The organism is Micromonospora sp. NPDC048871 (assembly GCF_043198155.1).
In the GTDB taxonomy this organism is placed as follows: Bacteria; Actinomycetota; Actinomycetes; order Mycobacteriales; family Micromonosporaceae; genus Micromonospora.
In genome coordinates this window covers 656,475-669,759 of sequence record NZ_JBICUM010000001.1, presented here as the reverse complement: position 1 = coordinate 669,759, position 13,285 = coordinate 656,475, and the positions used below count along the sequence as shown (strand labels likewise).

Here is a 13,285-nt window from a genome sequence, read left to right as displayed (position 1 = left end):
CTACTTCCGCCAGGCCGGAATCATCCGCTCCGACATCTCCCGCCAGAAGTCGCGCAGATCCTCCCGGTCCACCTTCTGCCACCAGGCCCAGGAGGAGGGCTGACGCCACTGCCCGACGAGATCGGCCTGGTTGGCACAGAACGCCTCGTCCATCTGGTACGCCAACTCCTCGCCCTTGGGCGGCAACGGGCAGAGCCGGAAGGGGCAGTCGTCGATGCAGGTCGCACCGGGCTGGACGTCCCGGGACTGCCGGCGGCTGAGATTGACCCGCATGGCGGTGCGGTCGATGGTGAGGCACGGGGGCAGTTCCGAGCGGTTGGATCGGCCGAGCCGGCGGGTGCGTTCGACGTCGTCACCACCCCGGTCGGCGAGATTGAGCAGCAGCATGACGTCGGCGAGTAGGCGTTGTGCCCGTGGCTTCAGCACCGCCCAACCGTGCGAGGGTGGCAGCCACGATGCCTGCTGTCGACGGATGGCCGGCTGTGGACTGGCCGAGCCGACCCGACCGACGATCTCGTGCTCGTCGACCCAGCAGTGCAGCTCGGGGTGCCGGTCGACCAGCGCGGCGACGCACTCGTCGGCGACCGTCCGCACCAGTGGGTGCGCCGATCCGCCGCCCGGCTGCGGGGCGGCGTTCCCGCCGCCGGCGATGGCCAGCCAGTAGTCGACCAGGCCGCGCGGGTCGGAACCGTGCCGGCCGATCTCACCCAGCGACTCGGCGGGGTTCTCCGGCAGGGCCAGCAGGGTGAGCGCCTGGATGAGGGTCAGGTGCGAGTACCAGAACCGGGAGTGTCGAAGCGCCTCCTCGGCCGCTTCGGCTAGCCGACCCCGGTGTGCCGAAAAGTGCCGGCAGTTCGCGGCCAGTCGGAAACCCTGCGCCAGTTGGAGTTCCCAGACCCGGGTCGCCTCGTCGTCGGTGCGCAGTCGACCCACCCAGGCACGGAGGAGGTCTTCGGCCTCGGACCTGGGCCGCCAGCCGGGCCGTTCGGGTGGGTCGCCGGCGAAGAGGAACAGCGACGGGGCGAGCCAGGCCCGCAGTTGCCGAAGGCGCTCCCGACGGACCTGCGGGTCTTCGTCCGGCAGGTCGGTGTCCGGGTCGTCGGGCAGGTCGGCGTCCTGGTCGTCGAGCAGGCTGCGCAGGGCGACCACGGCCGGGTCGCCACCTCTGCCGAGTTCGCGGGCCGCCGCCAGCCTGGTGAGGTACGAGGTTTCCGTCGCCATCATCCTGAACAGCGACTGGTACCCCGGCTCGGGCCCGCGCTCCTGGTCGATCAGCCGTGCGGCGTCGCCGAACCGGTGCATCAGGGCGATCTTGGCGTCCTCCAGCGGCCGGTCGGTGATCGAGCCGTCTCCCTGGTAGTGGCGCCAGGCATGGCGGATCTGCTGTGCCAGTTCACGGTGGGTGGGGTGGCCGATGGCGGCGTCCATCTCCAGGGCGGCGGCGAACATCTCCACCGCTTGGGTGCGGTTGCGGGTCCGGACCGCCTCCTGGCTGACCATCCGGACCAGTTCCACTCGCCTGTCCCCGTCACCCGCCGACCTGGCGGTGGGGGGTTCCTGGCCGGAGTACAGGGTGAGGGCGGCCAGCAGTTCCCGGCCGGGCCCGTTGCGCAGTGCCCGGCGCAGAAAGCCCTCGTCCCGCAGCGCGGCGTCGAGGAAGCGACAGCCGAGGTACGCCTGCACCACCCCGTGTTGGAATCGGACGCCGTCCTGCTCCTTGACCACCATGTTGAGCCGGTCGCCGGTGGTCTCGGCCAGTCCGAGATCCTGCGGATTGTCCACACTGAGCTTGTCCAGTCGGGTGTCCAGTTCCTCCCGGATCCGCTGTCGGTCGCCGTCACCGGCCTGCCGGGGGACCGGATCGCTGTCCGGCCGGCGGCCGGTGTCGGCGTACTCTCCGGTCGGGCTGAGTTCGCTGGTGCGGACCTTGAGGGCGTTGTCGCGCAGGCCGAGGCAGGCCAGTGCGGAGAGCACCTCGATCGCCTCGCCGCGTTCCCTGGGCGGCAGGCCGTAGTCCTCGTACAGGTCCCCCTCCACCAGTGCCTGATGCCACTCGTCCAGCAGCCGTCGGCGGGTCACCGCCCGGCCCGGGCCCAGCGGCACCCGATCCAACCGGTTCACCTGGTAGAGCTTGCCGATGATCCGCAGGTAGAAGGGTGAGTCGGCGACATCGGCCATCTTGATCAACGAGGTGGCCTGATCCCATTTGGGTGTCGCGTCGACCTGGCGACCCTGGTTGCGTACGTATCCGAAGGCGGCGCCCTCGGAGAGGGGTTCCAGTTGGAGCAGCACCGCGTCCAGGGCGCGCAACGGGTCCTGGGGACGGGAGGTGATGATCAGTGGCAGGTTCTCCCGCTTGGCCTCGCCGACCGCCTGGCGGAGCAGGCTGTCCCGGTCATAGGGCTGTTCCGTGCCGGCCAGCACCTCATCCAGGCCGTCGGCGAGCACCACCAGCCGGTTCTCCCGCCACAACTGCCGCCAGGTCTTGTCCGCCTCGCCCTCGGCGTGCAGTTGGGTGTCGATGACAGCCTGAAAACGCTGCCGGGCCAGCGTGTGGAAGTTCAGGTCCGCCGGTGTCTGGACGTCACGCAGGTTGATCCCGACCGGGACCACCCCGACCTCCATCAGCATCTCGGCCAGCTTGACCAGGGTCGTGGTCTTGCCGGTGCCGATGCCGCCCACCAGCAGGAGGGGTCGACGGTTGTGCGGATCCCGCACCCGCCGGACCATCAGTTGACACAGGTCCTCCCGACCCACCACCTCGATGTCGCTGATGTCGTGCTCGGCGCTGGGCACCGCGAGTTGCTGCTGGTTGCGGGCCTGTTTCCGATACGACCGCAGCACCCGGCGGTATCGCCAGAACAGGAACACCGCCACGGCGAGGGCGGCCGCCAGCAGCCCCTTGACGAAATCGAGCACCTGCCCGCAGTAGTAGGGCCCGGCCTCCGAGCCGTTGCACCAGGTCGAAGGCCCACGACTGCCGAGCAGGTCCTTCCTCAGCACCGCCCCGACGAGTGAGTACACCAACCACAGGACCAGCAGAGTGGCGCCGCCGACGATCACCCACCACAGGACCCGGTGACCGCGTCGCCAACGCGGCGCACGAGCGGCCCGTTCGTCGATGCGCCGTCGGGTGCGACGTTCGTCGGCGCGTTCCCGACGGGTCCGCCATCGTCGCCGACGCTGCCGCAGCCACAGCCCGGTCTCGAAGACCGGGCCGCGTTTCGGTCGCCGCATGGACACCCCCGTGTCGCTTCGACGGTTACCGGACGCGTGGGAAGCGTCGCCCACCACCACGGTAGGTCCCGACTGTGGCGGCGGTGGTGCGTTTGGGGTGATATCGCAGCTGGCGCCGGGTCGGCGGGCGACGCCCGCCTGTGGCCTTCGCAGGCCGACCGGAACCGTGCCGGTACGTGACGCAGGTTGGCTGTTCGGAGCGCCCGCAATGTCGGCCCGGTCGGCTACCGTCGGTTTTCATGAGGGCGCAGTCCGGCGGAGTGCTGATCGGGCGGGAACACCCTGCCGGCCTGCTACGGGCGGAACTGGACCGCGCCACCGCCAGTCATGGCGGCCTCGTGCTGGTCGGCGGTGAGCCGGGCATCGGCAAGACCACCCTGGTGACCGCCGCCGCCGACGAGGCCCGCCGGCAGGGCACCCTGGTCCTCGGCGCCGCCTGTTGGGATTCGGCCAGCGCGCCCGGTTACTGGCCCTGGTTGCAGGTGCTGCGTGGGCTGCGCCGGTCGGCCGCCGACTGGGCGGTGGCCCGGGAGTCCGCCGAGCCGGCCCTCGCCCTGCTGCACGGCGAGCCGGCCGGTCATTCCGTGGTGGCCGGTCCGCACGGTGCGGGCGACGCGGCCGAGCAGGAGGCGTTCGCCCTCTACGACGCGGTCACCACCGCTCTGGTCGCCGTCAGCCAACATCGGCCGGTCGTGGTGGTCCTGGACGATCTGCACTGGGCCGACCCGGCGTCCATGCGACTGCTGCAGTTCGCCGCCCAGCACACCTGGTACGAGCGGCTGCTGTTCGTCGGCACCTACCGGGACGCCGAGGTCGAGGCGGGTGATCATCCACTGCGCCCGCTGCTGATGTCGCTGACCGCCAAGGCCACCACGATCACCCTCACCGGCCTGTCCCGGGACGACGTCGGAGTGTTGATCGCCCGCATCACCGGGCGGGAGCCCACCTCCGACTGCGTCGACGACGTCTACCGGCGTACCGGCGGCAACCCCTTCTTCGTCGAGCAGACCGCTCGGCTCTGGCACGTCGACGGCGCGACGAGCGGCATCGCGCCCGGTGTCCGGGAGGTGGTCCGCAGACGGTTGGATCATCTGCCGGAGGCGGTGGTCCATGCGCTCGTGGTCGCTGCGGTGCTGGGCCGCGAGTTCCACCGCGCGGTCCTGGCCGCCAGCGCCGGGCTGCCGCCGACCCGACTCGACCACCTCCTTGACGTCGCGGTGAGCGCGCGACTCGTGCTCGCCCACCCCGACGGCGGGTACGCCTTCGCCCACGACCTGGTCCGGGAGACCCTCTACGAAGGGCTCACCGACGACGATCGCAAGGATCACCACGCCGCCGTGGTCCGCGCCGTCGACGAGCACGCCGCGCTCACCGAGCGGCTGGTCCCCGCCGACCTGGCCCGGCACGCCTGGCTGGCCGGTGACCGTCTCGACCCGTACCGCTGCGCCGACCTGCTGATCGCCGCCGCCCGCGACGCCAGTTGCCGGCTCGCCTTGGAGGAGTCGACAGTGCACCTGCGTCGGGCGCTGGTGATCAGCCGGGACGAGGTGCAGCGGGTACGCATCATGATCGAGTTGGCCGATCGTCTCTTCCACACCGGCGACCAGGCCGAGGCGAGTCGACTGCTGGCCGAGACCACCGTGCAGGCGCTGGCGGTCGACGAACCTGCGCTGCTGGCCCGCTTCGCGCTCAGCGTCTATCGACACTGTCAGATCACCTCGCGGCCGGAGATCGACACGGAGGCGCTGGTGCGGGAGGCGTACCGGCGGCTCGTCGGGGAGCCGGGGTCCGACGTGCCGGTCGAGACCCTGGAAGTCGGCCTGATCAACGCCACCGAGGAGCTTGCCCGACGCAACCAGGACGACGGTGCGCTCAGCGTCAGCCTCTGGGCCCGCCACGACGCCGCATGGGGACCGGGAATGGCGGCCCGCCGAGCCGCGCTCACCGCCGAGATCCGCGAGGTGGCCCGCCGCTCCGGTGACCAGGAGACCCCGCTCTGGGCCACCTCCCTGCGTTGGGTCGCGCTACTGGAACTCGGTGACCCGCGCTACCTGGACGAGCTCACCGCCTTCGTGACCGCCGGCCGGCGGGCCGGCAAGGTCCGGCACCGGATGGCCGCCAACATCGACAGCGGAATCGTCAGCGCCTTCCGGGGCGACTTCGCGGCCGCCGAAGCCTGCTACGCCGAACTGCGCAGCCCCGAGGTGGAACCGTCGACGGGCTTGTGGTGGGAGGGGTGGGAGAACGACAAACACCTGTTCATCGATCGTCACCTGATCTGGTCGCTGTTGCTGCTGCGTGGGCGCCTCGACGAGGCCCAGGCGTTGCTCGACGGGCTTGATGCGGCCGAGCATCAGTTCCTCGAACTGCTCCACGCGGTCACCGCTGCCGAGCGTGGCGAGCACCGCCACGCCGCCCGGATCACCGCCCGGTTGGCAGCGGCCGGTGGCGCGTACCCGTCGGTGATCCTGCCGCTGTGGCTGCGGTTGCAGGCCCAGGTCACGGTGACCGACCCCGGTCGCTGCGAGGCCGCCCGGCAGGCCCTGCTGCCGTACCGGGGTCAATGGCTGGTCGCCGTGTACGGCTGCGACATCAGCGGCCCGGTCGACCACTGGCTGGCCGTGGTCGACGCGGCCGACAAACGCTGGGACGAGGCCGTGGCCGGCTTCACCGCCGCCCGGGACAACGCCGACCGGATGGGTTCGCGGCCCTGGTCGCTGATCGCCAGCACCGCACTGGCCGACGCCCTCACCGCCCGCAACGGTCCCGGCGACTCGGAGGTCGCGGCCGACCTGCGCCGCGAAGCCGAGCGCGAGGCCCGCAGCCTCGACATGCGACAGGTGCTCGCCCGGCTGACCGATCCCACACCGATCGGCTCCTCTCCGGAGCGGGCTGGTGGGCCACTGCTCGAAGCCGAGCCGGATGGGGCGACAACCGCCCTGGCGTACGAGTTCCGCCGGGACGGGGCGGTGTGGCGGCTCAGCTACGGCGGCACCACCGCGTACCTGCCGGACGCCAAAGGGCTCAACGACCTGCATCTGCTGCTCGGTCGGCCCGGTGCCGACGTGCCCGCGGTCGGGCTGCTCGACCCGGCCGCCGGGCCGGAACTGGTCGCCGCTCGTCGGCTCGGCGGTGACGACATCCTCGACGAGGAGGCCAGGAACCGCTACCGGCGGCACCTGACGCTCCTCGACGACGAGATCGACCGGGCGGCCATGCGGGACGACACCGCGCGGGTGGCGACCCTGGACGACGAGCGGCGAGCCCTGATCGACCAACTACGTTCGGCTGCCGGCCTGGCCGGCCGCAACCGCCGTCTCGGCGACGAGGCGGAACGGGCCCGCAAGACCGTCACCGCCCGGATCCGGCACACCCTGCGTCGTCTCGAGCAGCAACACCCGCCGCTCGCCGCCCACCTACGTCAGTCGGTCTCCACCGGTACGGCCTGCCGCTACCTGCCCACCGAGCCCGTGCCGTGGCGGCTGTAGACCGGCCTGCCCGCCACGGCACGGGTGTCTGATCAGCGGCGGTTGTAGCGGTACATGGTCAGGGTGCCGAACACCACCATGAACAGAGCACTCCACACCACCGTCCAGGTCATGCTCGACACGTCCGTGGTACCGCCCATCGCGGCCCGCACCGACGACACCAGGTGGGTGATCGGATTTGCCTTGACGAAGGCCTGGAGCCAGCCGGGCATGGTCGAGGGGTCCACGAAGACATTGCTGAGGAAGGTCAGCGGGAACAGCACCATCATGCTGACCCCCATCACGGACTTCTCGCTGCGCAGCACCAGCCCGAAGAAGGTCCACACCCAGGAGAACGCGAACGAGAAGACCACGAGCAGGCCGATCCCGGCGAGTACCCCGAGCACACCCCCGTCGGGGCGGAAGCCCAGCACCAGCCCGACGGTCAGGATCACCACCGCGGCCAGAACGTAGCGCAGCACATCCCCGACGATCATGCCGACCAGGGCGGCGGGCCGCCACACCGGCAGGGTCCGGAACCGGTCGAAGACCCCCTTCTCGATGTCGGTGTTCAGCCCGACCCCGGTGTACATGGTGATCATCACGACGCTGGTCACCATGATGCCCGGCAGGAAGAACTGGAGGTAGTCACGCGGGCTGTCGGCGAGGGCCCCGCCGAACAGGTACGTGAACATCAGCACCATGATGATCGGGAAGGCCGTCACGTCGAACAGTTGCTCCGGCACATGCTTGATCTTCAGCAGGGCGCGCCAACTGAAGGCCAGGGAGGCGGCCAGAGGGCTGGGCCGGGGCGGTCGCCCGCCCGGGGCGAGCACGGTCGCCAACGCCTCGGTCGAGGGCACGTAGACCGCCGGGGCCCGACCGGTCGAGGTGGTGGTGTCGCTGCTCATCGGGCTACCTCCACGGGGTCACGCTCGGTCTCCGTCGATACGGCGGGTCGGTCGGTCAGGGCCAGGAAGACCTCGTCCAGGCTCGGCTGGCCCAGGGAGAAGTCGTCCACCACGATCCCGGCGCGGGACAGCTCACCGAGTGCCCGGGCCGCCTGAGCGCTGGCGTCCAGGTCACTGCCGTCCCCACCGACCCGGGCGGTGATCGCCACCGGGTCCGGATCCAACTGCACCGGCACACCGAGGGTGGTCTGCAACAGTTGCGCGGCCTCCGGCCGCTTCGCCGCCTCCCGCAGCCGCAGGTGGACCGTGCCGGAGCCGACGGACGACTTCAACTCGCCCGGGGTGCCCTCCGCGATCACCCGGCCGTGGTCGACCACCGCTATCCGGCTGGCCAGCTTGTCGGCTTCGTCGAGGTACTGGGTGGTCAGCAGGACGGTAGTGCCGTGGGCCACCACCGCCCGGACGATCTCCCACACCTGGTTGCGGCTGCGTGGGTCCAGCCCGGTCGTCGGCTCGTCGAGGAACAGCAGGTCGGGGGTGCTGAGGATGCTCGCCGCGATGTCGATGCGGCGCCGCATGCCGCCGGAATACTTCTTCACCTGCCGGCCGGCGGCCTCGGTCAGCCCGAAGGCGGCCAGCAGCTGCTCGGCCCGCGCTCGGGCGGCCGGCTTGCGCAGGCCGAGCAGTCGGCCCAGCAGGATCAGGTTCTCCGTACCGGTCAGGTCCTCGTCGACGGAGGCGTACTGGCCGGTCAGGCTCACCCGGGCGCGGACCGCGTCGGCCTCGGCGACCACGTCGTGGCCGAACACCCGGGCCTTGCCGCCGTCCGGGCGCAGCAGGGTGGCCAGCACCCGGACCGCGGTGGTCTTGCCGGCACCGTTCGGCCCGAGCAGCCCGTACACGGCGCCGGCCGGCACGGTCAGGTCCAGGCCGGCCAGCGCACGGGTCTCACCGAACGACCGGGTCAGCCCCTCGGCCTCGATGGCGAGGCCGGTGGCGCGTCTATTCATGATCTCGTTGTCCTTCCGTTAGCAGACTCCTGCGGGTCACCGGGGCATCGGCGGTGCGCCTGCCCTCTGGACCCGGATGCTGCCTCACCCCAGCGCACCCGTACGACAATTCCGGCCCACCCCCTACAACAACGACGGCGGCCGGTGGTTGGTCAGCTTCGCTTCACCGGCGCGAGACGGCGGCCGGTAGCCGCCAGATCAGATCTAGCGAAGGGTGTACGGCGTGCCGGCGCCGCGACTCAGATGGCGGCATGTGGGGCTTACCGACCCGGCCGCGTAGTTGATCACAGGCGTGGCGTGTATCGATGTGCTTGCGCAGCTGAGAGGCGGTGGCCGGTGTTGATCATTTGTCGCTGATCACCCGCTTGCACCTGAACTCGGGGTCGTCCGGTGCTGTTATGGTTTGCGCACGTCGGCCGTGCTCTGTGGGGGAGGGAATGCGGCATGGTGGTGGCCTTCCGCGATGCGCTGACGCAGATGCTCCGGGCGCGGTTTCCGATTCTCTACGTGGAATCCCCCGAGGAGCAGCGGGTCATCGCCGAGGTCTGCGCCATCGCCCAGGACGCAAGCCTGGTGCGTACCCCGCGCGCCGTCTGGACCTGGTCGGTGACCACCGGGCTGGTGGCCCCGGACGGCACCTCCCGCCAGGGCACCACGGACTGCGAGGCCGCCCTGGACGCCGCCCTGCGGATCGACCAGCCGAGCGTACTCATCTTCAAGGATCTGCATCCGGCCCTCGGCGCCGACGGTCGACCCGGCAACCCCGGCCTGATCCGGCGACTGCGGGACCTGGTGGCCGCCTTCAAGTCCGGCCCGGTGCCGCGCACCCTCCTGCTGGTCTCCCCGGTGCTGCACATCCCGGCGGAGCTGGACAAGGAGGTGACGATCGTCGACTTCCCGCTGCCCACCGAGGCGGAGATCCGGCAGGTGCTGGACGGGATGATCGCCGCCAACTCCGCCAGCGGCCGCATCCAGATGATGCTGGACGAGCGCGGCCGGGAACGGCTGGCCAAGGCGGCCCTCGGGCTGACCCTGCACGAGGCGGAGAACGCCTTCGCCCGGGCCATGGTCAACGACGGGATGCTCGACGGCCAGGACCTCGAGGTGGTGCACGAGGAGAAGCGGCAGACCGTACGCAAGTCGGGGCTGCTGGAGTTCGTCGACGCCGACGTCAACCTAGACGATGTCGGCGGGCTGGAGAACCTCAAGCGGTGGCTGGCCAAGCGGGACGGGTCCTGGCTGGCGGAGGCGGCCGCCTACGGGCTGCCCGCCCCACGAGGGGTCCTGATCACCGGGGTGCCCGGCTGCGGCAAGTCGCTGACCGCCAAGGCGATCGCCGCCGCCTGGGGGTTGCCGCTGCTGCGGCTGGACATCGGTCGGGTCTTCGCCGGGCTGGTCGGCTCCAGCGAGCAGAACATGCGGACCGCCATCCGGACGGCCGAGGCCAGCGCCCCCTGCGTGCTCTGGATCGACGAGATCGAGAAGGGCTTCGCGGGTGGGACCGGCGACTCCGGCACCTCCACCCGGGTCTTCGGTTCCTTCCTGACCTGGATGCAGGAGAAGAAGCAGTCCGTCTTCGTCATCGCGACCGCCAACAACATCGAGGCGCTACCCGCGGAACTGCTCCGCAAGGGGCGCTTCGACGAGATCTTCTTCGTCGACCTGCCGACCCGCGCCGAACGAGCCTCGATCTGGCGGGTGCACCTGGCCCGGCGGCTCCGCAACCCGGCCGTCGCCGGTGAGCTGACCCTCGACGACCCGCTGCTCGCCGAACTCGCCGGACTGAGTGAGGGCTACTCGGGAGCGGAGATCGAACAGGCCGTCGTCGGCGGGCTCTTCGACGCCTTCTCCGAGCGGCGTCCCCTGCGTTCGGACGACCTGGTCCAGTCGGTGGTGAGCATGGTGCCGCTCAGTGTCACCCAGGCCGAGCGGATCGACGCCCTGCGGAACTGGGCCGACACCCGGGCCGTCGCCGCCACCGCCGCCGAGGACTGGGATCGCGGGGCCCGCGACATCGTCCGACCGCCCAACACCCCACCCGCGTCGCGCGGGCAGGGCGGACGAGCAGTGGAATTCTGAGTTCCGCCCGAGGGAGAACGGAAGACCGATCATGAGTATCTCGCTGGTACTGCTGCCGCTGGCCGTCGCGGCCGTGGCGGCGGCCCAGGGCGTCTCGGCCGGCCGCGACGGGCAGGGCCGGGTGGTCTGCCAGGTGCAGACCCGGATGCGGGACGAGAACCTGCTCGCCGCCGCCCTTCACGACACCGCTGCGGTGGTCGGCGTCGACCATGAGGTGATCACCGCGGACTGGGCCGGGGTACGGGCTAGGTTCCAGCGCGATGCGGACGGCATCTGGTCGGCCCACTTCGCCGGCGAGGTCGACGAGCAGCGGGCCGTCGAGGTGGTCCAGGCCATCGATGTCGCGTACGGACGGCAGGTGCAGCGGGCGGTGCTGGAGCGGCTGCGTCAGCAGGCCCCCGCAGCCGGTCTGCGGCTGGAGTCCGAACAGGTAATCGAGGACGACAGTGTCCGACTGGTGTTCGCCGTGCAGGGGCGGTCCTGATGACCGAGCGACCCCGGATCGTGATCACCGTGAGTAGTTCCGGTGAGGTCAGCGCCGAGACCCACGACATCCTCGGCGACCAGTGTCTGGACTATGTCGCCGTGCTGGAGGACCTGCTGGCGGCCCGGGCGGTGCACAGCGCCTTCACCGCCGACCACGCCCGTACCCCCGCGGTCCTGCGCCAGGAGAAGCACGATGTCGAGCGGGCATGACCCGCGAGGGTGGCCGCCCTCCGAGGGGTACGCGCCCTCCACCGGTTACCCGCCGGCCGGGCCGGGAGGAGTCGGCCATCCGGCGGCCCGGCTCATGCCGGCCGGGGAGCCCTCGCCGGCGGCGAAGTTCAGTTGGCGTCTGCTGCACAGTTGGTGGCTGCTGCTGCCGATCCTCGGCCTCAGTTGTCTCGGCGGGTTCGGCTTCCTCTACGTGGGTCTGCGGGCCCGTCGGCCGGCCTGGTGGCTGGCGGGCTGCTGCTATCTGGTGGTCGGCTGGGCGGCGTTCATCCTGACCGGCTCGTCCGACTCGGAGAGCGCCTTCTCCGACTGGATGGTCGGCCTGATGCTGGCCGTCTGGATCGCCGGCATCGTGCACGCCTGCCTGATCAACTCCGCCTGGCTGCGCCACCTGGCCGGCTACCGCCCCTGGTACGAGCAGCCGATCGGCGGGTACCCGCCCGGCACCCTGGCACCCCCGCCGAGTCTGAGCCCGGCCACCCCGCCCACCTACCCGACCTACCCGTCGACCTCGTCGTCCTACCCGCCGGCCACGCCGGTCGATCCGCCGACCTACCCGCCCACCGGCCCGACCTCCGGGTGGTATCCGCCGACTCAGTCGACCGCACCGGCGTACTCCCCGCCGACGGCCCCGGGGTATCCGGTCGGGGATCCGACCTTCGCGGCCTATCCGCCGCCCCTGCCGACGGACTACTTCGGACCTGCCGCCGGGTCGGGGCCGGGCCAACCGGTGACCCCCGCCGGGCCGACGGAGGCGAACACCGGGCCGCTGGAGGTGAACACCGCCGGGCTGAACGACCTGGCCGCCCTGCCCGGGTTCGATTCGCAGCGCGCCGGGCAGGTGCTGATCGAGCGGGACCGGCGGGGTGGCTTCGGCAGCCTGTCGGAGTTCGTCGCCGCCGCCGGACTGGCCCCGCACGAGTACGCCCGACTGCGGGACCGTCTGGTCTGCGCGCGGCCGATCCGACCGCCGGGGCAACCCCCGCAGGGACGCGTACTGGATGTCTGAACCTGCTCCGATTCCGCGCTCCGGGGCGCAGACGGTGGCCCTGGCCCGGTTCCTTCCCACCACCCGGGCCGAGGGGCCGGGGGAGCGGACCGCCATCTGGGTGCAGGGCTGCGCCATCCGCTGCCCCGGCTGTTTCAACCCCCACCTGTGGGGGTTTCGCGGCGGCGAGCAGGTGGCCCCGAGGGAGTTGGCCCGTCGGGTGCTCGACGCCGGCACCGAGGGGCTGACCCTGCTGGGTGGGGAACCCTTCGACCAGTCGGCCGCCCTGGCCGAGGTGGCCGCCGAGGTGGGCGCGGCCGGACTGTCCGTGATGACCTTCACCGGCTACACCCGTACCCGGTTGACGGCGGCCGTCGAGGCCGGGCGTACCGATGTGGCCGCCCTGCTGGCGGCGACCGACCTGCTGGTGGCCGGTCCCTTCGAGGCGGACCGGATCGACACCGCCCGCCCCTGGGTGGGTTCCACCAATCAGGAGTTCGTGTTGCTCAGCGACCGGTTCCCGGGTCTGCTGGACGAGCTGTCGGTCAGCCCGGACCGGGTCGAGATCACCGTCGACCCGGCCGGTCGGGTCGCGGTGAACGGGTGGGCCGACCCGGACTCCCTGGACGAGTTGCTGGCCGGCCTGCGGGGTCCGCACCGCTGAACCGCCGTTGACCTGCCTCAATCGTCGCCATTGGACACCGTCGCTGCGGGCCAATCACCGAGGCAGATGGCGTACTGGAACGAACGTCTATGTGACCCGACTGAACAGATGCTTTGCCGTGTCCTGTCCGGTGCAGCAGGATGGCCACCAAACATCCGGCGCACGGGGGTGCGGGGAGCCGGATCTCCACAGAGGAAGGACGTGGCACATCGTGG

General features: G+C 71.1%; 9 protein-coding genes. 6 read left to right on the top strand and 3 right to left on the bottom strand.

What is annotated here, in order from left to right; all coding sequences use genetic code 11:
- Positions 1–3,237: an NACHT domain-containing protein gene (locus tag ACGFIK_RS03200; RefSeq protein ID WP_393337413.1), complete on the bottom strand. Its 3,237-nt coding sequence runs from the start codon at positions 3,235–3,237 to the stop codon at positions 1–3.
- Positions 3,238–3,476: 239 nt separating this feature from the next.
- Here ACGFIK_RS03200 and ACGFIK_RS03195 point away from each other — a divergent pair, with 239 nt between their 5' ends.
- Positions 3,477–6,725: an ATP-binding protein gene (locus ACGFIK_RS03195; protein WP_393337410.1), complete on the top strand. Its 3,249-nt coding sequence runs from the start codon at positions 3,477–3,479 to the stop codon at positions 6,723–6,725.
- 32 nt (positions 6,726–6,757) lie between these two features.
- Here the strand turns inward: ACGFIK_RS03195 and ACGFIK_RS03190 are convergent, their stop codons facing one another.
- On the bottom strand, positions 6,758–7,615 hold the full coding sequence (locus ACGFIK_RS03190; protein WP_393337407.1) for an ABC transporter permease: 858 nt from the start codon (positions 7,613–7,615) through the stop codon (positions 6,758–6,760).
- On the bottom strand, positions 7,612–8,625 hold the full coding sequence (locus ACGFIK_RS03185; protein WP_327022522.1) for an ATP-binding cassette domain-containing protein: 1,014 nt from the start codon (positions 8,623–8,625) through the stop codon (positions 7,612–7,614). Before ACGFIK_RS03185 ends, ACGFIK_RS03190 begins: the two co-directional genes overlap by 4 nt.
- Before the next feature lie 444 nt (positions 8,626–9,069).
- On the opposite strand from ACGFIK_RS03185, the gene ACGFIK_RS03180 reads away from it, so the two are divergent.
- From ACGFIK_RS03180 to ACGFIK_RS03160, 5 genes are read left to right on the top strand one after another with little or no spacing between them, the layout of a single operon-like run.
- Positions 9,070–10,704, top strand: coding sequence for an AAA family ATPase (locus ACGFIK_RS03180; RefSeq protein WP_327022521.1), 1,635 nt, complete (start codon positions 9,070–9,072; stop codon positions 10,702–10,704).
- A 31-nt stretch (positions 10,705–10,735) separates the two neighbouring features.
- Positions 10,736–11,188 carry a hypothetical protein gene (locus tag ACGFIK_RS03175; RefSeq protein ID WP_327022520.1) on the top strand — a complete coding sequence of 151 codons (453 nt, stop codon included), beginning with the start codon at positions 10,736–10,738 and terminating at the stop codon, positions 11,186–11,188.
- The gene (locus tag ACGFIK_RS03170; RefSeq protein ID WP_327022519.1) at positions 11,188–11,400 is read left to right on the top strand and encodes a DUF2997 domain-containing protein; all 213 of its coding nucleotides are present in this window, start codon (positions 11,188–11,190) and stop codon (positions 11,398–11,400) included. Before ACGFIK_RS03175 ends, ACGFIK_RS03170 begins: the two co-directional genes overlap by 1 nt.
- Positions 11,384–12,427, top strand: a complete 1,044-nt coding sequence (locus tag ACGFIK_RS03165; RefSeq protein WP_327022518.1) for a helix-hairpin-helix domain-containing protein — start codon at positions 11,384–11,386, stop codon at positions 12,425–12,427. The genes ACGFIK_RS03170 and ACGFIK_RS03165 overlap by 17 nt, the downstream gene beginning before the upstream one ends.
- Positions 12,420–13,070 (top strand): 4Fe-4S cluster-binding domain-containing protein, encoded by a 651-nt coding sequence (locus ACGFIK_RS03160; protein ID WP_327022517.1) that lies wholly within the window; start codon positions 12,420–12,422, stop codon positions 13,068–13,070. Before ACGFIK_RS03165 ends, ACGFIK_RS03160 begins: the two co-directional genes overlap by 8 nt.
- Positions 13,071–13,285 lie beyond the last annotated feature (215 nt).